This window comes from Candidatus Chloroploca sp. Khr17 (assembly GCF_004138165.1).
GTDB lineage: Bacteria > Chloroflexota > Chloroflexia > Chloroflexales > Chloroflexaceae > Chloroploca.
Genome location: NZ_RYFF01000074.1, coordinates 1 through 18,363, shown reverse-complemented (window position 1 = coordinate 18,363; position 18,363 = coordinate 1). Strand labels below are relative to the sequence as shown.

At 57.0% G+C, this 18,363-nt stretch carries 25 protein-coding genes and 2 pseudogenes; 16 read left to right on the top strand and 11 right to left on the bottom strand.

Annotation, left to right across the window (positions count from 1 at the left end):
• The 7 genes and pseudogenes from EKD05_RS26100 to EKD05_RS26090 form a co-directional block, all read left to right on the top strand.
• Positions 1–730, top strand: a pseudogene (locus EKD05_RS26100) (hypothetical protein); the annotation flags it as partial.
• Between the two features lie 13 nt (positions 731–743).
• Positions 744–902, top strand: a complete 159-nt coding sequence (locus EKD05_RS26095) for a hypothetical protein (RefSeq protein WP_165360924.1) — start codon at positions 744–746, stop codon at positions 900–902.
• Positions 899–1,090, top strand: coding sequence for a hypothetical protein (locus tag EKD05_RS23410; RefSeq protein WP_097650315.1), 192 nt, complete (start codon positions 899–901; stop codon positions 1,088–1,090). The genes EKD05_RS26095 and EKD05_RS23410 overlap by 4 nt, the downstream gene beginning before the upstream one ends.
• A 15-nt stretch (positions 1,091–1,105) precedes the next feature.
• Positions 1,106–1,300 (top strand): hypothetical protein, encoded by a 195-nt coding sequence (locus EKD05_RS23405; protein WP_129677724.1) that lies wholly within the window; start codon positions 1,106–1,108, stop codon positions 1,298–1,300.
• A gap of 262 nt (positions 1,301–1,562) precedes the next feature.
• Positions 1,563–3,149 carry an FtsK/SpoIIIE domain-containing protein gene (locus EKD05_RS23400; RefSeq protein ID WP_129677722.1) on the top strand — a complete coding sequence of 529 codons (1,587 nt, stop codon included), beginning with the start codon at positions 1,563–1,565 and terminating at the stop codon, positions 3,147–3,149.
• Positions 3,124–5,118: a hypothetical protein gene (locus EKD05_RS23395; protein ID WP_129677720.1), complete on the top strand. Its 1,995-nt coding sequence runs from the start codon at positions 3,124–3,126 to the stop codon at positions 5,116–5,118. Before EKD05_RS23400 ends, EKD05_RS23395 begins: the two co-directional genes overlap by 26 nt.
• An 8-nt stretch (positions 5,119–5,126) precedes the next feature.
• Positions 5,127–5,300 (top strand): hypothetical protein, encoded by a 174-nt coding sequence (locus EKD05_RS26090; protein ID WP_165360923.1) that lies wholly within the window; start codon positions 5,127–5,129, stop codon positions 5,298–5,300.
• 279 nt (positions 5,301–5,579) lie between these two features.
• Here EKD05_RS26090 and EKD05_RS23390 read toward each other — a convergent pair whose 3' ends face one another.
• From EKD05_RS23390 to EKD05_RS23345, 10 genes are all read right to left on the bottom strand, one after another.
• The gene (locus tag EKD05_RS23390) at positions 5,580–6,329 is read right to left on the bottom strand and encodes a DNA cytosine methyltransferase (protein ID WP_129677718.1); all 750 of its coding nucleotides are present in this window, start codon (positions 6,327–6,329) and stop codon (positions 5,580–5,582) included.
• Positions 6,330–6,413: 84 nt separating this feature from the next.
• On the bottom strand, positions 6,414–6,608 hold the full coding sequence (locus EKD05_RS23385) for a hypothetical protein (RefSeq protein ID WP_129677716.1): 195 nt from the start codon (positions 6,606–6,608) through the stop codon (positions 6,414–6,416).
• A complete protein-coding gene (locus tag EKD05_RS23380; RefSeq protein ID WP_129677714.1) occupies positions 6,595–7,296 on the bottom strand; it encodes a hypothetical protein in 702 nt (233 codons plus the stop codon). The genes EKD05_RS23385 and EKD05_RS23380 overlap by 14 nt, the downstream gene beginning before the upstream one ends.
• A 162-nt stretch (positions 7,297–7,458) precedes the next feature.
• Positions 7,459–7,803 (bottom strand): ParB/RepB/Spo0J family partition protein, encoded by a 345-nt coding sequence (locus EKD05_RS23375; RefSeq protein WP_205704063.1) that lies wholly within the window; start codon positions 7,801–7,803, stop codon positions 7,459–7,461.
• Between the two features lie 5 nt (positions 7,804–7,808).
• Positions 7,809–8,066, bottom strand: a complete 258-nt coding sequence (locus EKD05_RS23370) for a hypothetical protein (RefSeq protein ID WP_129677710.1) — start codon at positions 8,064–8,066, stop codon at positions 7,809–7,811.
• Positions 8,067–8,338: 272 nt separating this feature from the next.
• The gene (locus EKD05_RS23365) at positions 8,339–9,724 is read right to left on the bottom strand and encodes a DnaB-like helicase N-terminal domain-containing protein (RefSeq protein WP_129677708.1); all 1,386 of its coding nucleotides are present in this window, start codon (positions 9,722–9,724) and stop codon (positions 8,339–8,341) included.
• Positions 9,725–9,741: 17 nt separating this feature from the next.
• Positions 9,742–10,098, bottom strand: a complete 357-nt coding sequence (locus EKD05_RS23360) for a hypothetical protein (protein ID WP_205704062.1) — start codon at positions 10,096–10,098, stop codon at positions 9,742–9,744.
• 328 nt (positions 10,099–10,426) lie between these two features.
• The gene (locus EKD05_RS23355; RefSeq protein ID WP_129677706.1) at positions 10,427–10,990 is read right to left on the bottom strand and encodes a 3'-5' exonuclease; all 564 of its coding nucleotides are present in this window, start codon (positions 10,988–10,990) and stop codon (positions 10,427–10,429) included.
• 10 nt (positions 10,991–11,000) lie between these two features.
• Positions 11,001–11,207, bottom strand: a complete 207-nt coding sequence (locus tag EKD05_RS23350) for a hypothetical protein (protein WP_129677704.1) — start codon at positions 11,205–11,207, stop codon at positions 11,001–11,003.
• A 251-nt stretch (positions 11,208–11,458) separates the two neighbouring features.
• On the bottom strand, positions 11,459–11,878 hold the full coding sequence (locus tag EKD05_RS23345) for a hypothetical protein (RefSeq protein ID WP_129677702.1): 420 nt from the start codon (positions 11,876–11,878) through the stop codon (positions 11,459–11,461).
• Between the two features lie 225 nt (positions 11,879–12,103).
• Here EKD05_RS23345 and EKD05_RS23340 point away from each other — a divergent pair, with 225 nt between their 5' ends.
• From EKD05_RS23340 to EKD05_RS23330, 3 genes are read left to right on the top strand one after another with little or no spacing between them, the layout of a single operon-like run.
• A complete protein-coding gene (locus tag EKD05_RS23340; protein WP_129677699.1) occupies positions 12,104–12,412 on the top strand; it encodes a hypothetical protein in 309 nt (102 codons plus the stop codon).
• Positions 12,413–12,470: 58 nt separating this feature from the next.
• Positions 12,471–12,704 (top strand): hypothetical protein, encoded by a 234-nt coding sequence (locus EKD05_RS23335; protein WP_129677697.1) that lies wholly within the window; start codon positions 12,471–12,473, stop codon positions 12,702–12,704.
• Complete coding sequence (locus tag EKD05_RS23330) at positions 12,683–13,201, top strand: hypothetical protein (RefSeq protein ID WP_129677695.1); 519 nt, start codon at positions 12,683–12,685, stop codon at positions 13,199–13,201. The genes EKD05_RS23335 and EKD05_RS23330 overlap by 22 nt, the downstream gene beginning before the upstream one ends.
• Positions 13,202–13,251: 50 nt before the next feature.
• On the opposite strand, the gene EKD05_RS23325 is transcribed toward EKD05_RS23330, so the two are convergent.
• A complete protein-coding gene (locus EKD05_RS23325) occupies positions 13,252–13,668 on the bottom strand; it encodes a tyrosine-type recombinase/integrase (RefSeq protein WP_129677693.1) in 417 nt (138 codons plus the stop codon).
• A gap of 441 nt (positions 13,669–14,109) precedes the next feature.
• On the opposite strand from EKD05_RS23325, the gene EKD05_RS26085 reads away from it, so the two are divergent.
• From EKD05_RS26085 to EKD05_RS27100, 6 genes and pseudogenes are all read left to right on the top strand, one after another.
• Positions 14,110–14,247: a hypothetical protein gene (locus EKD05_RS26085; RefSeq protein ID WP_165360922.1), complete on the top strand. Its 138-nt coding sequence runs from the start codon at positions 14,110–14,112 to the stop codon at positions 14,245–14,247.
• Between the two features lie 12 nt (positions 14,248–14,259).
• Positions 14,260–14,445, top strand: coding sequence for a hypothetical protein (locus tag EKD05_RS23320; protein WP_129677691.1), 186 nt, complete (start codon positions 14,260–14,262; stop codon positions 14,443–14,445).
• A gap of 67 nt (positions 14,446–14,512) precedes the next feature.
• Positions 14,513–14,641 (top strand): hypothetical protein, encoded by a 129-nt coding sequence (locus EKD05_RS27050; protein ID WP_255427267.1) that lies wholly within the window; start codon positions 14,513–14,515, stop codon positions 14,639–14,641.
• The gene (locus EKD05_RS26080; RefSeq protein WP_165360921.1) at positions 14,628–15,860 is read left to right on the top strand and encodes a sialidase family protein; all 1,233 of its coding nucleotides are present in this window, start codon (positions 14,628–14,630) and stop codon (positions 15,858–15,860) included. Before EKD05_RS27050 ends, EKD05_RS26080 begins: the two co-directional genes overlap by 14 nt.
• Entirely contained in the window at positions 15,857–17,164 is a 1,308-nt protein-coding gene (locus EKD05_RS23315) for a C40 family peptidase (protein WP_165360920.1), read from the top strand. Before EKD05_RS26080 ends, EKD05_RS23315 begins: the two co-directional genes overlap by 4 nt.
• 7 nt (positions 17,165–17,171) lie before the next feature.
• Positions 17,172–18,363, top strand: a pseudogene (locus tag EKD05_RS27100) (hypothetical protein); the annotation flags it as partial.

Here is an 18,363-nt window from a genome sequence, read left to right as displayed (position 1 = left end):
CTCCGCTCCGGCCCTGTCGTGCGCAATCCGCGATAGCATCAATGTGCCGGTCTATCCGCATGCGGTGCCTGTAGACCTGATCGCGGGTGAGGAAATAGGGGTTACGGGGCCGATCTATGCGCTGGTGGATGCTGGCCTAGAGCCGATTGAGTCGGGCGTCTATCTGTGGTTTGCGACGGGCCGGTATCATTTGACGAGTCTAGATGCGCCTCAAACATTCTGGCGCTGCCGTCAGTCGGTCACGCCCACGCCCACGGCGACACGCACGGGTACCCCTGGCCCGACCTGGACGCCGGGTACGGTCGCCTCAATCTGTATTGAGCCGGCAACGCCGCCGCCGGCGCAAACTGGACAATTGCCCGACCTGATCCTAATTATCCCAACGCTCGATCCCCTCCCCAGCTTCACGCCCTCGCCGACGGGGAGCATTACCAGTAGCGTGATTATATCGCCGGTCCAGACGATGTTAGCCGGGGTGAGTCGGCCAGTCCAGACGGTTGCCGCATGGTCAAATGGGGTATTCGGCCCGTCTGGGTATGCCCTGGCGGTCGAGCAGACAGAGCCGATTGTAGCGACGGTCAGTCTCTCATTCGGCTGGCTGGCTATCCTGGCCGACATCGGCCCGTTGGCCTGGCTGCTGCCCCCCTTGGTCATTACGGTGCTTGTCTATGCCGCCAAGCCGATCATTAGCCTGGTCCGCTACATCAAACAATTGATCCCCTTTAACTAGGGAGGTAGGTGGTATGAATATTTTTTATATAGGCATGCAACTGGTCGCGGTTGTCGTGTTGTTGACGATCCTTTTTGAAGTTGCGGCGATCATCTCATTAATCGTGGTAATGGTCGCACATCATGGCATTGATACAATCGATCTAGTTCCTGCTATTACGGTGATCCTATGAAGATGCGCACAAAACGGTATAAGGTCTCTCTGCTGAATTTTGATGAAGATGAGTTGATGATGGTGAGTCGTCGCCGATCATCATTGAGGCGCATAACGCATGTTGTTCGTCGCATGCCGTGGCAACAACAGATTGCATTGATCTGCGTGATGGTGGGAATTATCTTGCTGATCTGGCGTTTCGCATAGCGGAGGTTTCTAGCCATGTCTGCTCTCTGGTCGCTGCTCTTTTGTCTGGCCCCGTTTGCTCTGATCGCGCTAGGATATGCATGGGGCCGCTATGGGCTCCCTATCGAGCTCCGCAGGCGCAAAGTACGGGATCGCCGTCTTACCACCCCGGCTGATGATGAGGATGACGCCCCGATCGTCTATGGCTATGACACAGGAGTACAACCATGACCACCACGCCCCGAGGTGCCGCCGGTCACGTCCTGGCGCACATTCAAGACCACGCAACACGCGACGGGCGGTATACGGCTAGCTTGCTCACGATCGCGGTTGAGACCGGTTATAGCGTGTCGTGTGTTACTCAGGCCCTACGGCAACTACAGGCCGATTATTGGATCATGGTGGTGTGCCCCGGCGGTCCCTGTCGGCCAGCGTGCTATGAACTGGTCGCACCTGCTAACCGAGTCGCACATCTGATAGATCGGGCGGTGTCATGTTCGGCATAGGCAAAAAACGGCATCCGTATGAGCTGCTCGCTAGCGAACTGGCGAACACGATCCAGCACCAATTAACCCGGCTCAACCTGGCCTACCGCGAAAAAAGAGACGGTGTAGAGGTCATTCACCGGGTAGAGTTTGTCGAGCCATTGAAGGCTAGTCCGGGCGTGATTGAGATCGAGGTAGATTTGTCCAGGTTGCCCCGAGGGGTGGATGTCGCCGCCCTGCGTGAGCCCCGCGTCCTCGAGACGTTGACCGCCGCATGCAAGTATCCGGTCAAGTTTGTGAAGAAAGCAAGCGGGGCCGGATCATGGTTTGTGGTCGAGATAACCGCCATGTCGAAGATCCCGCGCATGGTCAAACTGGATAGCATGCGCCAACCGGCCAAAGCTCCGCCCCTGATGATCCCGATCGGTGTGGGCGAGAATAAACAACAGCGCTGGGAGGATTTGCGCACCTTGCCGCACCTGCTGATCGCCGGGGCCACGGGCACCGGTAAGAGCGTTATGGTTAATGCCGTGCTGTGCCAGTTAATCAAGCGCTTTGATGAGTCGGTCTTGCAACTCTGGTTAGTCGATTTGAAGGGAGGCATGGAGCTCTCGTATTATGAGCGTTTGCCCCACGTCCATACGCTCGTCACCAAGAGCCCCGAGCTGCCCGCCATGCTGCTCGATCTGCAAGTCGAAATGGACCGGCGCACAACCCTGCTACGTGAACGCGAGTCGCGGGATCTGGACGCCTACAATGCTCAGATGCCCCGAGCTCGCCGGTTGCCCTACATTGTGCTAGTCGTCGATGAAATAGCAAACGCCATGCTCAACAAGAGCCGGGTCAATCTGGACGGTCAAAAGATGAGTATCGCCCAGGCTACTGAGGCCCTGCTCGCTGACCTGGCCGCACGCGCCCGCGCTACCGGTATCCATCTCATCATATCGACTCAGCGTCCATCGGTTGACGTGGTAACAGGTCTCATCAAGGCAAACTTTCCATGCCGAATCGCATTCGGTACCGCGTCAGAAATTGACAGCCGGGTGATCGTGGACGATAGCGGCGCACACGGTAAGAGGGATGGCCGCATGCTCTTTCGCCGTAACATCGATCTGATCGAGCTCCAGGCCCCATTCCTCTCTGACAATGAGGTCAAGGCGACGGTCAAGAAAGTGATCGCCGGGGAGTATGAGCCGGAACCCGTACAAACGGCTGAAGATGTCGCCCGCGAGGATATCGGCTATCTGCTGGCCCTGTCAGAAAGCAAGGCAGGCAGGCGCTTTACACGTCGGGAATTGCATAAATTATGTGAGGGTCGTTTGCCCCTTGGCCGTATAGATGAGCTAGCGTTACGTCTTGAGAAGGAAAAAGTACTGCACCGAAAAATGGGGCCATTCGGACGCACGATAGCTATCCCTGCTAGAGAGTGGCAAAAAATCTATCCGCCTTGTGGCTTGCGGCTTGCGGCTTGCGAAAAACCCGCAAAACAAGCCCCCCAAACACCACCAGAGGAGGAAGATGATCCTATTCTGAGCCCTGTCTATATAGAGTTCTTGAAAGAGGTAGAGCATGAGCACCTTAGCCCCGATCCTTGATGCAATCGGGATCATCATTAGTACGGTCTGGATCTACCTGGTCCCTGACACATTCTCAGATGTCACGCTGGTGCATGTGGCGATCTGGACGCCCGCGATCGTCGGCATGCTGGCAGGCACATGGCGCATGCTGCAACGCTCGCCGTCTGCGCCCGCGCAACCCGCCCCGCCCATCGTGAACGCGCCCGCCCCAAAACTAAACCATCGCCAACGCTACGCACAGATCAAACGCATTGCCGTAGATAAGCGCTTGCTCCAAGAGGAAGAGGAACGTGCCCAGAAAGCTGCCGCGCAAGCGGTCGCCGATGCCGCCCACGCTGATCGAGTCGCCGCCGAGCGTGCCCAGCGTGAACAGGCCAGGGAAGAGGCGAAGGCCCAACGCGCCGCCCAGCAAGCTGCCGAGCGTGATAGGCAAGCCGCCCAGCGGGTGAAAGACCGGCAAGAGGCGAAGGCCCAACGCGCCGCCCAGCGTGAGAAGGAACGGGAAGAGGCGAAGGCCCAGAAGTTGGCCCAGCAAGCCGCCGAGCGTGCCCAGCTCGCCGCCCAGCGTGAGAAGGAACGGGAAGAGGCGAAGGCCCAACGCGCCGCCCAGGTTGCCGCCGAGCGTGCCCAGCGTGAAGCCCAACGCTCCGCCGAACAATCCGACCGGGCCGAACGTCGCCGCCAAGCCCGCGAAGAGGCGAAGGCCCAACGCGCCGCCGAACGTGCCACGCGCCCGCCCAGGCCCAGGCCAGCGCCCAGGCCACGGCCAGCCGGTGATCCCGTGACTCGTGCGTTTGGGGCTGATCCATCGCGGATCTATGAGTTTCGCTATCGTGTGGTGAGCCTTGACGAGCTCATCACGAGCAACACCGATAGCGGCTCGATCAACCCGGAGTATGATCGCGCCCTGCAACCGCGCCAACGTGATCGCGCCGCGTCGCGCCGCCAGGTTGAGCATGCCGCTAAAAATCTGGTTCCCGAGGCCCTGATCTGGGATTTTAAGGCCCTGGACAAAGGCGCACCCATCATCGGCTCAGATCGCCAGGTCGAGTCGGGCAACGGGCGCACCATGGCGCTACGCCGGGCACGCATGGAGCATGCCGACAAATGGGCCGCATATCAAGAGACCCTCCGCGCTAACCTGCTGGCGGTAGGGTTGAGCGAGTCGGATCTGGCCGGGGTTGAGTCGCCGGTCCTGGTGCGTGAGCGCTTGACCGAGGTTGCAGATCGAACCGCGTTTGCACGAGAGGCGAACGCGCCGCCGGTCCTGCAGATGTCAACATTAGAGACCGCCGCCGTAGATGCAAACCGGATCACGGCTGACCTGATCGCCCGGCTCAACGTGCGTGAGGGTCAGAGCATTGATCAAGCCCTGCGCACCAAGGCAAACGCGGATTTTGTGCGCGGGTTTATTGGTACGATGAGCGAAAACGAGTCGGCCCTGTTGCTCCGCAAAGATGGCACCCTGGCCCAATCTGGCATTAGGCGCATTAAAGCTGCCATGTTCGTGCGTACCTTCGAGGGCGATTCAGGCGAACGACTCGCCGAAACATTCCTAGAGGCGCTGGACAACGATATAAAGAACTTCGAGACCGGGTTATCTGCGTCTCTGCCTGTTCTTTCCCGTGCTGAATATCTGGTCGCCACGGGTCAACGCGCCGCCGATCTGAGCATGGCCGATGATATTAGCCGGTCGCTGGATATGCTCGCCCGACTCAGAGAAGCAGACGGGCTGACCGTTGAGGAGTATGTAGGCCAGTCGTCATTGTTCGAGCGTGAGACAACAGACTTTCAGGATCAATTGCTGGTATACTTTGACGAGATAGGACGGTCGCCGAAAAAGATCCGGGAGTTTTTCGGGGCCTACGCTAGCGCGGTCGAGGATGCACCGCACCCCGATCAGCGCGATCTCTTTGGCGAGTCGATCTCGCCCAGCAAAGAGCAACTCTTTAGCCGGATCACTGGTCGCAAGTTAGCGCTTGTGTAGGGGGAGTTATGACAGAGAAGAAAAAGGTACCGCCGTTGAAGAAAAAGGGCAAGTCACCACCTGCTGACAGTCTCGCCGCTGCGGTCAATTGGTCAAAGATTGCCGACATGGGCAAGAGCGAAGCCGAGTCGGAGCCGAAACAGGATGGTACAGATGATCAACTGGTCAAATTGACCAGTTGATCGCGGTGTGATAGCTACCGATTAATCATAACTAATCGGAAGCTAAAGGCCCATTTGAGGCGTTGCAATGCCTCAAATGGGCCTTAACTCTTTACACTCGCCGATCCTGTGATGCCGTAAACCGCCCATGCGCTCAGATTCGGAAAGTGTAAAGGAATAGATTCGGTTACTTCTGTGACTCCGCTGCGGTGTGACTGACCAGGGCAGTCACACCGCAGCGGAGTCACATATCGTGTGTCTGCATGTGTCTGTGACTCAGCGCTGAGTCACACTCGCAGCTCAGTCACGCCGTTTTCGCTCAATACGTTTACGGCATGCCGGAAGTGCAGACAGTGCTTTACCTTCGACCCGCCTCCCGCAACCGCATATGCATAGCTGGATCGAACCACATGATCTTTGATTCAAGATGGCACGCGCTATAAATCGGCTCATCGGAACAGGTACCCCATTGCCGACCGCCCGGTAACGTGCTGACATGGTAAAGCTTTCTAGTGCCAGCGGAGGCAATCCTTGCAACGCGCAAAAGTCGGACCAATCCCGCCGCCCCAGTTTTGCGCCTTCGGTCGCCGTGGCTATTGGCTGAGACACTGGTCCACGCGATGGCCGATCCAACACCAGCACCTGATTCCGTAGGCTGCCGAACTGAAAATGTCGTAGCCGTTGCTGCGCAAGTCCAAATTCGTTTGCACGGAGATCGAATCGCTGTACTGCATATCCAACTGGTTTGATATCAGGCACTCCCGGTACGTTTTCCAGCAGAAACCAATCAGGTCGAGCGTGTTCGACACAGCGAACAAACTCGGCGAGCATCTGAAGTCCATAGCCGCTCGGCGGGCAACGTCTCAGACTGCTAAAATCCTGGCAGGGTGATCCGCCTATGATGCCGTCAAATCGATCTGACGGCGGTTTGAAATCCCGGATATCTCCACCAAAAATGAGATCCGGCCCCCTTACAACGCAGAAGCCCTCTGCTTCAAAGCCCCGCCCCAGCAGATCCACGCCGGGAAAAAGTGAAAGTACAAGTTGCATGCTTGCCCTTCTTGTGACCGCGCAGCCGTGACTATGCCAGGCGTAGTCACGGCTGCGCGGTCACAGTTAATCGGATAGATTCAGTCATTCATCAAACTTCCCCATCAACCCGCGTGCCTGAATTTCGGCCCGCGTTTTGACCACTAGCCGCACCCCGACCAGATGCAGCATTAAGATTTCATCGTCGCTCAAGCTGGTGATCGGCTGCTCCTTGCGTAGCACGTCTAGATACAGCCGGAGTAGATCGGCTGCCTTGTTTGCGTATTCATTGCTCGTCATGTTCGATTGTCGCCTTTCCTAGCCTTTTCCAATTCGCCACTACCAGATCGATTACTTCGCCCTCAGATTGTGCGGACCAATGGCCCGCCTTGCCCGGCCCTCGCCCTGCGATGAGCCCCAGCGTAGAGAGATCCCGCCCAAACTCCTCTGCTGCGCCCTTTGATACACTCCCGAGTCGGTGCCCCCCCAGCATGATCGGCCCGGTTAATTCCCTCACGCTCCATGGTGCGCTCGTGCCCTGCACGGCTCGCCGGTGGCACGCCAGGGCGACGGCCAGGGTATGCAAGGTCATTGATGGGGTAAGATCCCAGACCGTCATTTCTTTGACCACTTCCCGACCGCCGTTATTTTCGTATGCTTCGATTGCCACGGCATGCCAGTCGGCGAGTCGTAGTCTGTACTCCTTCCAGTCCTCAATTGTGAGCCGCGCAACTAGGACGGCCATGCCCCCCGAGAAGAGCACAACCGATCCCGCGAACGATGCGAACACGAGTCGCACCCCTGACCAGTCCTCGTAATAGTCAGGCCACGCTAACCACAAGAGCAACGCCCCGAGGGTTGCGACGAACAATAACCCGACCGTAAACCCGACTAACTGTACCGCTTCACGCACGGTCAACCGGCCCACATCGAGATCCATTTGAGCCCTGACGGGCCGGATACTTTCGGTCAGACTCGCGCCCTTCATACTGTCTTTACCTTCTGTCTTGCCTGCTGTCTGTCTGTGGACGGCGTTGTAATGCCTTAGACGGACAGTGCAGATTGACATATACGGGCGCAGGTTGTAGCATTGACCTGCATCCCTTCGACGGGTTGCAATTGCCCTCGGTTACTTCTGCGGTGCCGAGGGCTATAATTTTTTTCCTAACCATAAGAGCTCAATCAAGGGCGATTGCCCGAGTCGCTCTGTTGCGCGGTTGGCGCTGAGACTGTACAGTACTGCATCCCTGCGCGTGCCCTGGCGCACCTCGGCGGGTATGTCAATCCGCATGGCCCGGTAGTGCGCCTGCACCCTATGAAAACCGTCTGCAAGCCAATAATCGGCCCCGTCGTGATAGATCACAACGGGCGGTAGTTCTTCGCCCTCGTCTATGGCCGCCTTCAGCCGGTCGATATGTTCCTCGTTGAGCTCTGCGCGGGGCTGGGTGCCGCCGTTGAGCTTTATGTGACGCAGTGGGATCATGGTTGCGGTCATGGTTGTCATGGCTTCTTACCCCGTTTTGCTGATGCCTTGACCGTTCGGGCTGGCCGGGTTGGTTCGGCGCACATCCGTAGCGCGTCGGTCGTGATGGTAATCTCGCCGTAGGCTAAATACTTCTGCTGGCCCTCATACTTCGGGTTGCTCCCGGCCCTGGCCTTGCGACAGGTCAGGCCCGGTAGCAGGGTGATGAGCGACTGGCGCAGGGTCTCGGCATCCTCCTCGGTGTCTGCGGTGATCCTGATCTTCCAGGTTGGCATGGTTGAGTCCTTTCTGTCAGATTTGGTTAAGATCGGGTTGGGATCGCTTTGGGATCGCTTTGGGATCGCCCTCGATTTAGGGCTTTGTAATGGGCTATTCGGACATGGGATCGGGGGGATCGCCCTGTTTTCGCTTTTGCCCCTGCCCGATCCCACCCGATCCGCCCGATCTCCCCGATCCCATGTTTGTTTTGCGCGTTGTGATGCCGTAAAACGCGGGCGATCTCAAAGCGATCCCAAAGCGATCCCATGCGATCTCTGCCCGATCCCATCTAGGCCATAAGGGCCTCGTCGTTGCACTCATAAAGACCATTCATGTTGTTGACGAGCCGGGCCGCTTGCATTTCGTTGAGCAGTCGCCGCACGCTGGCCGCCGGTCGCTCCAACAGGGCTGATATTTTCTTGGGGGTCATGGGGCCATGCTCGTCAAGCAGATCCAAGACCGCCCGCCGTTCGGGTGTTATGCGGGCTACCTGCTCGGTGATCCCCCATTGGCCCAGCGTTGCATCCCATTTCAGATTTAGCGGTGTCTCATCCTTGATGCGTCGGCCCGTGCGGTTGATCTTGCCTCTCGTGCGATCGTCGGGATCTTTGATGAGCTCTAGGACGCTATCAACTGAGCCGGTTATCCCGGTGCTTCCACTCGCCCCCATAATGGGATCGTTGCCGCCGGATAGTTTGCGGCTGTGGTGGATGAGCAAGATCGATAGACCACGATTAGCATTGAACTTCGTAAAGGGTTCGATCAAGCGCGCATCCGCCCTGTACCCGTCTTTTGTCTCTAAGGGCAAGACACGGATCAGGGTATCGACGATTACAAGTCGGGTATAGGGTCGGCTCGTGAGGTAGTTTTCCAACCGCGAGAAAAAGCCACAATCGATCGTCGGCCAGTCATAGAAGAACTTCACGCCCCTGGGCGGTGGACCTTCGGGGTACATAATCCGTAGTCGTTCGTTGAGAAGCTCCTCATCCATCTCCAGATTGAGATAGAGGGTCTCGCCCTGGGCCGCTTGCAAATGACCCAGGGCCTTACCACCACCAGCAACCGCATAGCCAAGACCTTTACAGAGCCAACTCTTGTTAGTCTTGGGGAGACCATGCAGCAGGGTGATCCCTGCCGGCAAGAGACCATCCACAATCCATGGTCTCGGCTCATATTGTTTGCGCCAAATATCCGCCCCGTCTGCTACCTGGTCTTGCCAGTCGTCCGACAACGCGCCCGCCGTGCGCTCAAGCTCTAGGCGCTGCTCGGCCTCATCGAGCACCTTGTCGGGGTCACTCGTGTACGCTTGTGCGGTTAGCGCGCCGAGATGCTCGATCAATCGGCGCTGACGTGCCATGCGTGATACTGAGCGGGCGTAGTGCGGAGCATGCACATACGTGACTTGCTCCTGCATGAGCTCGCCCAGGAACGTGATCCCGCCGACCGCATCGAGCAGTCCGCGATCTTTGAGCGTGCTAGAGACCGTGAACACATCGGGCGGGATCTTCTGCTCAAAGCAACTCAAGCATGCATCATAAATGTGCGCATGCTTTTCCAGGTAGAAATCTGCTGCGGCTACCAATTGCCGCACGCCTAGAATAACCTCACGATCCATCAGACAACACCCTAATACCGCCCGCTCCGCTGGAATGTCATATGGCAACGGCTGATCCATAACGCCTCTCTGCAATGCTAAAAAGGGCACTCTACGCGATCATACGACTGAACCTGTACCAGATCTGGCACTGGTAGACGAATAGTAAAAGGGCCTAATGGGTGCGCTTGCGCACAGATCGGGCACAAGCGAGGGGCACACTTGCGGAGCTTGATCCAGCGCTCTAGCGCACGGTCGCCCGGCCAGGTCGCCACAACCTGATAGCTAATCCCGCGCTCGTTGGCCGCACGGGTCAACGCTGCGCCATGGCCCGAACGATGATCGCGCATGCGCCCGGCCAGGTCATGCGCCCAGCCGATGTAATGAGATGCCATGGCCCGTGGATTGTCAGGATTCCCGAGGGGCGTTTCAAAATGAAGCAAATAGACAATCATGCCGGTTCCTGTGCTAAAATGTGAGAAATGAAGCAAAACAACCGCCAGGGTGCCCGCCCTGGCGGTTGTTGTTATTTGAGTATGTCCTGAATAACGGCCCGTGTTGCTCTCCTCCATGCGACGGCATCCGGGCACGTCGCAAAATGGGATCGCCCGTAGCTGGTCAAACCACTTACCCGCAACCTGGCGAGATCAACCGGCATGGCGTTGCCCTTCGCCGTTGTCACCCAGGTAATCATGGCCCCGCAGCTCTGGCATCGTTTAACGGTTGAACCGTTGGGTACCTCAAACTCTCCGGGTTGTGGGCCATCTGCAAAGCTATGTTGTATCATTCCACACCTGCCATGCGCTTCAAGACGGCCAGGGTAGCGCGGCAATCGCCCAGCGCGGTATGATCGCCGCCCGGTAGCCGTTGCCACCTGTAACTCCCGTAATACTCGGAAAAATCGCCTACATACAGGCTGTACCACTGCATCACGCAAACGAACGTAGCAGCATACCCCGCCAGGTTCGGCACGCCGGATTGTTGCAACAGCCGTAGGTCATACTCTGCGTTGTAGATCAATACCGTGCGGTGCTTGATCAGGGAAATAAACAGGGGGAGAATTTCGGCCATGGTGGGCGCATTCGAGACCATAGCATCGGTGATCCCGTGGATAGCCGTCGCCGCCGGTGGAATGGGCCGACTCGGGCGGATCAGGGTGTCGAGGAATACCCCGCCGCTCATTGCATCAGCGTTGTGAAGATCGATCATTGCTAACTGGACAATTTCGGCCTCATCATCGAGTCCGGTTGTCTCGGTGTCCAGGATGACAACATTAGTCCGGGCGAGGGTTTCACGCGCCCAGGCGCTTGCTTTTGCGCGATCGCGGTCTGGAAATTCGTAGCACATGATGAGTCTCCTATGAGATGAGCCATGGTAGTTCGGTAGTGGCGGTCGGGATGGTGGTGGGTTTGGTTTGTTCCTTGATCAGATCCTCAACAGCGCAAAATAGCATGTACTCTAGTTCAGCCTCAATCCGTCGGCCCGGTGCCATTTTTTCGGCAACCTTACGCACGGCTGCGATCTGGGCCTCCGTCAGTGCGATCTCAAGCGTGATTGTTTGCATTACTGACCCCCTATGCTGTGTGACACAACATCAGTATACTTATCCAATAGACTTTAGTCAAGCGTATATATAAGGGCAAAGGATTTTCTTGTACTCAACAAAAAAGCCGTCCTGTGACTTCACAGGACGGCGCAGGAGCGATTGACGGTAATTTTAGTATGATTGCCTCTGTGCAAACGACAAAGGCCCTCGCCGCCTTAGATGTGCGGCGAGGGCCTTATAAATCTGCCCGCTATGAGGATCAATTAAATCTAGTTGGGGTTTTTACGCGGTCTGCCTGATCTGGGCTTCGGGGGGAATACCGACCGGCCCTGAGCTTGACCAACCAGATCGGCTAGTACCCGTGCGGCTGCAATGTCTGGCTCATTCAGCAGTTTATTTCGTTCGCGGTCAAGCAGCACACGCACCCAGCCCGCATCAATCCACTTGTAAATAACCTGATTTGTGAAGCGGTATTTTGTTGCCGCGTCTGTTGCTAGGATGCCATGACCGTCAACGGCTGATCGTGCGATGAGTAGCTTGTCTGCTACTTGCTCGATCTCGTCTAGGTCACATAGATCCCTACTCCCGGCCACGGCTCCCGAGTTGATGAGATGCCTAATAATGGCCTCATCTAGCCCGGTGATCTGTGATGCTTCACTGATGGGGATCTTTGCCAATACAATACTCATGCTACCCTCCCTGGTCTCTACCAGAAGTGTAGCACGCGCTTTAATTTCTGTCGATACTGGTGTCATTTATAACCTGATGCGATAAAGTAACGCTCCGACAAAGATCCCGTCGTTAGAACAAAAGCAGAACACCAGATGAGAAAACTTGATTGTTATTGACAATCAAGTTTGATTGTTGTATACTATCAAGTGTGAGGAGCAAGCAATTAAGAAAGGTCTACTACGATGATCCAGCAAGCATTTGACGCTTTTGTGAACGGGGATCAGTTCGAAACGGCAGTAATGAGTTCGACAACCGCCGGGTTTGGCGGCAGCGGGTACAGCGTGGAATTGTTTGAAGACGGCACCTTTCGGGTGCTGTGGGATAACGAGATTGGCAATCGGTATGTCAGTCCTGGCCTGATCCTCGGCATTCCGCAGTACGATCAGGACACGATAACCGACCTTCAGGATTATGGCTCCGACGCTGATCTTAGCTTCGCGTTGGACGAGATCCGCGCTGAAATGCGCGCGAAACTCGAAGACTCAGCGTAAGACGCTCCGATCACAATGTGCCCCCGGCCCATCGCCGGGGGCTGAAGGAAGAAATATCATGGCCAACCACGGGGGAGCGCGGCCCGGCACCGGGAGAACCATTGTCAATATCCAGATCAGCCTGGCGCATGCGCAGCGGCTTCGGCTCTTGCTCCTGGCGCGGCCAAACGGACGCTACAGCAAAGAGCTAGTCCAAGCGCAGATCGAGCGCTGGATTGATGACGCCTACTCAAAGTACGAGGATGAGATCAACATAGCAGAGGAAACGGCATGGACTGGCGAGATCCTATAACAACGCTCCTTCAGCCGATCCTCATACAGCGGCTTTCGGCGACGCAACGACTCGACCTGGCGCACACGTTGCGCACGCTGGCCGATGAGCAGGAGCGGATTGCACACGCCATGCAACGCGATCAGCGTCGGCCAGCTCCCGACCGCCTACAGCCAAGATCGGGCAAAGGTGGCCGACCGGGATCGATGCATGTCTATCTGGACGTGCGCCTAGAAGCCGGGCGAAGTGAACCAACCTATACGCTGCGGATCGGTCGCGCTATTTACGCTGCGTACCAGGCGCTACGGCGCGATCCTGCGGCTGATCTCCGCATGGCGGTACAGGTTGTCGATCGACAGTTGATTCTCTCCGAAGACCCGAACGGGTATGCCGTAACCGTCAACCTGGGCGGCATCCGGATCAACGTCAGTGGGAGCCGTGATGAGTTAGCCGCGATCGCGCCCGGGGTGCGCCTGGTGGCGGTCGCATCCACGAGCGGGATCGTTGCGGATCTCTAGTCAACTGGTCAACTGGTCAAGTTGACCAGTTGACCAGTTGCCCAGTTGCCCTACGCCCTTACCCGGTCATGCATAGCCTTGAGCCGATCCTTGTGTTCGCGCAGGTAGCGCATGGTGGTGTCAATGTCCCGGTGCCGCATGAGTTGACTCACCTGGCTGATGTCTAGACCCGAGTCGAGCGCCTTGTGTGCGTAGCGATGCCTGAAACAATGCACGCTGGCACCCTCGGGTAAGGTAACGTCGGCCAGATCCGCTACGTGCGTGATCGCCTTGCGCACATCTGAGACGGTCATGGCCGCGCCTGATAGCCGTAGCCATGTTGAGCCGTCGCCCTGGTGCCCTCGGTAGCGTAGGTAGCGCCTGATCGCGCTGTCGGCCTCAGCTCCCCAGAAAGCCCAATCTTCCCGCCCGCCCTTGCTGTGGATGATTGCGGCGCGATCATCAAGCCGAATGGACGAGTCGCGCATGCCATAGTTCGATCAATTGGTATTGGTATTGTTCGATGGTGCGAATCGAGCGATTACGGCCCCGACGATGCGCAAGGAAGTGGTTAATTGATGCCAGATGATCCATAGCCCTCCTAGACAGTACTATAAAACACGTATGACTAAAGTAATGTTACTTTTTGGTTTATTGTAATCTTGCGAAAAATCTGTTATCACTCTCTCATGACGATCACAAACACCATTCCAATGCAATTGTACGAATTGCCAAGCGGCAACATTGCGGCTCTGGTGTATGTGGTTTCGCTGGCCGACCTGGTAATAGGCATGTTACTCGTCACGATCGTGTTATTGCTCGTTGTGCAGATGTGGCGAGTTCGATCATGATGCATCCTATGCTCATCATTGTAGCGGGTGCGACGGTGGCGCTCGTGCTGGAGTCGTTTATCAGTCAGGTGATGCGCTATGTACGGTCTCGCTGATGATCTGGCTTATCTCTTTCAGATCCTGGCCGGTGACATGCTGATCTGGCTGATCGGTCTGGTGTGTCTCTATAGTGTTGCTCTCGCGGTCAGGGATGGCTTGATTCGCGTTGTTGCATAGTCGGAGGGTGTTATGACTGCTCTAATTCAGGTTTTCATCGACGTTGTTGGGGCGCTGCTGACCTTCATCACGACATATCTCATTCCGGATGAGGTGGCCGATGTGACCATCCTGCACGTTGCTATCTGGACTCCCGTGGTGCTCGGTCTCGCCGGTATGACCGTCTCTTTCGTCAAGCGGATGTGGTCACGACGTTGATCCCCCGTGTCTCGTGCGGTAAGGGCGTAGCAATACGCCCTTTTTTGCCATGTATGAGCTAGTACGCATGTTCATTGATGATGTCCTGATGGGGGCAACCCTCGCGCCGATCACGATCACAGCGCTGATTATTGTGATCGTTGTGGTGACTGCGAGCACGCTATCAGGATCGGGCGGGGTGGATGATGAAACGTAGCTTACTCGTGCTGGTGCTGCTGCTCGTGGCCCTGGCCGGTTGGTCCCAACCGGCCAGGGCGCAAAACTGGTGTACCACGGCTGTGCTCACTGGGCAGATTGGCAATCAAACGGTCGTGCGCTCGCTTGCATCAGGCAGTGGCGCGATCCTCGCGGGGACGGGGCCGAACGCGCAGATCTGGCGTAGCTTGGATAACGGCGCATCCTGGACGCTCATTCGCTCGTTCGATGGTCAAACGGATGTTTGGTCCCTTGCATCGCTTGGCAATGGTGTGTTTCTTGCGGCTACGGCTGGCACGGGTCAGATCTGGCGTTCGACCGATAACGGCGGATCGTGGGTTTTAACGTTTGAGTATGGCGCGGGCATCACGCATGTTGATATTGGGGCCTTTCCTGATGTAGTCCTGGCGGCTGGTTCGACTGGATCAAGTGGGACGTTCGCGCTGTATCGTAGCGTAGATGCTGGTCTGACGTGGTCGGCTCCTTCAGTTAGCCCTGGCCCTGTTCCTGTCGGTTCCCGTGCGTTTTTCGATCTTGGCGATGAGTTGCTTTTCTTTAGTCGCGCTACCGCTTCGCTTTTGACGCCGCATGTGTGGGCTTCGGCGGATCGTGGCAATACCTGGCTCTATCGTGGTCTGGTCGGTACTGCGGTTCTCTCAACCCTTGCGCTCTCTTCCGATCTCTATGTCTATGGGGGTACGTCTGGCACGGGTCAGATCTGGCGTTCGACCGATAACGGCGGATCGTGGACGTTTCTTTCTTCTCTTGCTGGTACTGGTCGTCTGGGCCTTCTGTCTAATCAGTTCATGCTCTCTGCTGCTGCGTCGTTCTATCGTGGGGATGGGGTAACGTGGGATCTCATTCATACGACGAATCAAGATTCGTTTCAATCGTTTGTCCAACTTGATGCTAATTCCGGCTTGTTCGGCTCGCAAGGCTCGGCGCAGATCTGGCGCGTGTCGATGGCTCCATGCCCCACGCCCTCCCCTACCCCCGGCCCCACGGCTACCCCAGCGCCCACCCCGATCGGCATTATCGAGTATCCGCCCGACCTGGACGATCAAACATTCGGCGATCTGACCATCGGCATGTATGCGGTTATGGATCATGTTGTCGAGATTTCAACGCATCCGACCGGGCTAGCGATCCTCTCCCTCATCTTCCTGGTAATGTTCTTTCAGGCTCTCCGAATCTTTATGATCAAGCGGGGCAAGCCATGATAATCCGCGCCATGCTCATCCTGCTGGTGCTGCTGGTGCTGGTGGCGGTGCCCCCGGCCCCGGCCAGCGCTGCGCCGGTCACCCAGGCCGGGGATGCGTGCGCGATCGCGGTCAATGCGGCCCTGACCAGACAAGGGTATCCCTATGTGTGGGGTGCCAAGGGGCCGAGCTCGTTTGATTGCTCGGGGCTCACCTATTGGGCCTATGCACAGGCCGGGCTCAATATTGGGATCAGCACCTACGATCAGCAATCAGCCGGGGTCAAAATTGATTGCACCCTGGCGGATCTCAACGGTGCGGCGACGAGCTGCTGGCAACCGGGCGATCTGGCATTCCTTCGCTACGCGGGCGGGCAACATGTCGCCCTGTACGCGGGCTCCGGGCTGTTCATTGATGCCTACAACACGACAACCGGGGTAATCCTGCACAACCCGGCCAGCTCGTCATTCTACGCCGCGAACTGGTGGCAATCTCGCCGCCCTGCCTCGTGCGCAGGGTCGCCCATCGATCCCGGCATGCCCTACTATCTGCCTGACTCGGCCACCCCCCAGCTTGAGTCAATTGCCAACGTGATGAGCCCGATCAGCCTGATGCTCCCCTGGCAATGTGGCTATTGCAGTACCACGGCAACCCATCAGATCGCCGACCTGACGCCAATGGAGTACCCCGAGTCGGACGGCATGCTAGATGTCCTGTACCCGTTTCGCTGGTTCGGGGTCTTTCTGTGGAATGAGGCAGTTAGGCCGATCATCTGCTGGCTGTTGACGATCGCCCAGGGGATACTCAACGCCCTGGCCTACGCCTTTAACGCGGTGATCGTCGCCGGGGTGAATCTCTTCTGGAAATTGGGCGTCCTGGCCCTGCTCTGGATACGCGATATGTATCTAGGCGTGTGGGGCGTGATCGCCTGGGTGCGCCTGCTGCTCTGGTCCTGGTGGGGCGAATTCTTGCAAGTCGAGCACTGGATCAACATGATCCGGCTCTTCCTGGCCGACCTGGGTTACCTGCTCTCACAGGTCATGCGTGACATTGCCGCTATGGTCATGTCACTGCTTGAGATCATTTGGTGGTTTGTCGGTCTCTTTATGACTTTGATCACTGGCATGGTTACGGCGGTGATGAATCCGGCCATGCCTACTCAGTATGAAGAAATAAATAATTTTTTTCTATGGGTATGGTTCGTTGACTTATTCCGGGCCGTCGCCGACTCATCGCTCTGGTGGGCGTGGACGTCATTTGTAGCGCTGATCTATCTCAGATTTGTGTTATGGCTGAGTGATCGGCTCTCACAACTCAATAGTTAGGTGCATCATGGCAAAGCGTTTGATCCTCGTTGTGGCGATCGTCGGGCTGATCCTCGTTGGTCTCTCTGGCAATGCGCATGCGCAAAGCTCGATCCCGTTGTGTACTGAGGGTACCGCAACCTTTACGATTGCGCCTGCGAACTGGGGATCGCTCAACCCGCCGAACACGCTCTATCTGGATAGCTCTTGGTGGATGTATCAGGTAGCCGAGCAAGCCGCGTATGTCACGCCGGGTGCGCCCTATCGCATGATTGTCAACCAAAACACGGGGCAACATATCGCGTTAGATATTTCCGGCACCATGGATACGGTGTTAGGCGGAACCACGCTAGAAAATATCGATACTTTTTTCTTCGGTTCTGTGTTGGTCTGTCGGGTGCCCCAATATGGCACCCCGGTACCCTCGCCCTCGCCAACCCCGATTACTCCGCCCGATAACTGCGAGCGCTGGGACGTGGGCCCCGGTGATGGCGAGTTCGAGCTGACCGCACCCTCTACCCTCAGCGCCTTCGGGGGATCGGTCTGGCTGACCAGTGGCCCGGCCACCGGTCCGCTACAGGCAGGGGTGTTGTATCCGCCCGGTCTGTACGGTATGGATGCCGAGATCGATCCGGGGAGTGCGGGTATACAGATGGTGGTGTGCCCTGATGTGCCTCAACCTTATTGGTGTCAGGTGCTCGCTAATGGCCGTTATGATTGGGAGCCGGGTACTGGGCCGTGGCTCTCCTTTGATCTGCCTGCTGGAACAACGCATCTGATTTATCAGGTCGCTACGATGCCGAATGCATTAAATCTCTACTGGCTTGATGAGGATGGTTTGACCGTTCCTCCCTATTTTGGGCTTGGATACCCTGCCAACGGGGTACGGGAGATTAGTACTGAGGTTTCGGTGCATATTGGTGATAATCGTTCGGGTATCGGCTTTGGTGATATTTATTTTGAGGCGTGTAATTACGATCCGGGTTCCCCTTCTACTCCTACGTTTACTCCGGTTATAACTGGTACCGCTACGGCTACCCCACCACCAGGCGCTACCCTCACGCCTTACCCGACTCGCACCCCTTCACCGACTCGCACCCCCACCGCCACGGGCACGCGCACGACTACCCCCACGCCGATCGGCTCCGCTCCGGCCCTGTCGTGCGCAATCCGCGATAGCATCAATGTGCCGGTCTATCCGCATGCGGTGCCTGTAGACC

Excerpts from the sequence above, each read along its gene's own strand:
- EKD05_RS23375 (WP_205704063.1), bottom strand. The coding sequence starts at position 7,803 with ATGACCGCAACCATGATCCCACTGCGTCACATAAAGCTCAACGGCGGC.
- EKD05_RS23385 (WP_129677716.1), bottom strand. The coding sequence starts at position 6,608 with ATGACGAGCAATGAATACGCAAACAAGGCAGCCGATCTACTCCGGCTG.
- EKD05_RS23400 (WP_129677722.1), top strand. The coding sequence starts at position 1,563 with ATGTTCGGCATAGGCAAAAAACGGCATCCGTATGAGCTGCTCGCTAGC.
- EKD05_RS23345 (WP_129677702.1), bottom strand. The coding sequence starts at position 11,878 with ATGAGTATTGTATTGGCAAAGATCCCCATCAGTGAAGCATCACAGATC.
- EKD05_RS23380 (WP_129677714.1), bottom strand. The coding sequence starts at position 7,296 with ATGAAGGGCGCGAGTCTGACCGAAAGTATCCGGCCCGTCAGGGCTCAA.
- EKD05_RS23330 (WP_129677695.1), top strand. The coding sequence starts at position 12,683 with ATGGACTGGCGAGATCCTATAACAACGCTCCTTCAGCCGATCCTCATA.
- EKD05_RS23335 (WP_129677697.1), top strand. The coding sequence starts at position 12,471 with ATGGCCAACCACGGGGGAGCGCGGCCCGGCACCGGGAGAACCATTGTC.
- EKD05_RS26095 (WP_165360924.1), top strand. The coding sequence starts at position 744 with ATGAATATTTTTTATATAGGCATGCAACTGGTCGCGGTTGTCGTGTTG.
- EKD05_RS27050 (WP_255427267.1), top strand. The coding sequence starts at position 14,513 with ATGTTCATTGATGATGTCCTGATGGGGGCAACCCTCGCGCCGATCACG.
- EKD05_RS23370 (WP_129677710.1), bottom strand. The coding sequence starts at position 8,066 with ATGCCAACCTGGAAGATCAGGATCACCGCAGACACCGAGGAGGATGCC.
- EKD05_RS23340 (WP_129677699.1), top strand. The coding sequence starts at position 12,104 with ATGATCCAGCAAGCATTTGACGCTTTTGTGAACGGGGATCAGTTCGAA.
- EKD05_RS26090 (WP_165360923.1), top strand. The coding sequence starts at position 5,127 with ATGACAGAGAAGAAAAAGGTACCGCCGTTGAAGAAAAAGGGCAAGTCA.
- EKD05_RS23365 (WP_129677708.1), bottom strand. The coding sequence starts at position 9,724 with ATGGATCAGCCGTTGCCATATGACATTCCAGCGGAGCGGGCGGTATTA.
- EKD05_RS26085 (WP_165360922.1), top strand. The coding sequence starts at position 14,110 with ATGTACGGTCTCGCTGATGATCTGGCTTATCTCTTTCAGATCCTGGCC.
- EKD05_RS23325 (WP_129677693.1), bottom strand. The coding sequence starts at position 13,668 with ATGCGCGACTCGTCCATTCGGCTTGATGATCGCGCCGCAATCATCCAC.
- EKD05_RS23360 (WP_205704062.1), bottom strand. The coding sequence starts at position 10,098 with ATGATTGTCTATTTGCTTCATTTTGAAACGCCCCTCGGGAATCCTGAC.
- EKD05_RS23315 (WP_165360920.1), top strand. The coding sequence starts at position 15,857 with ATGATAATCCGCGCCATGCTCATCCTGCTGGTGCTGCTGGTGCTGGTG.
- EKD05_RS23390 (WP_129677718.1), bottom strand. The coding sequence starts at position 6,329 with ATGCAACTTGTACTTTCACTTTTTCCCGGCGTGGATCTGCTGGGGCGG.
- EKD05_RS26080 (WP_165360921.1), top strand. The coding sequence starts at position 14,628 with ATGATGAAACGTAGCTTACTCGTGCTGGTGCTGCTGCTCGTGGCCCTG.
- EKD05_RS23350 (WP_129677704.1), bottom strand. The coding sequence starts at position 11,207 with ATGCAAACAATCACGCTTGAGATCGCACTGACGGAGGCCCAGATCGCA.
- EKD05_RS23405 (WP_129677724.1), top strand. The coding sequence starts at position 1,106 with ATGTCTGCTCTCTGGTCGCTGCTCTTTTGTCTGGCCCCGTTTGCTCTG.
- EKD05_RS23320 (WP_129677691.1), top strand. The coding sequence starts at position 14,260 with ATGACTGCTCTAATTCAGGTTTTCATCGACGTTGTTGGGGCGCTGCTG.
- EKD05_RS23410 (WP_097650315.1), top strand. The coding sequence starts at position 899 with ATGAAGATGCGCACAAAACGGTATAAGGTCTCTCTGCTGAATTTTGAT.
- EKD05_RS23395 (WP_129677720.1), top strand. The coding sequence starts at position 3,124 with ATGAGCACCTTAGCCCCGATCCTTGATGCAATCGGGATCATCATTAGT.
- EKD05_RS23355 (WP_129677706.1), bottom strand. The coding sequence starts at position 10,990 with ATGTGCTACGAATTTCCAGACCGCGATCGCGCAAAAGCAAGCGCCTGG.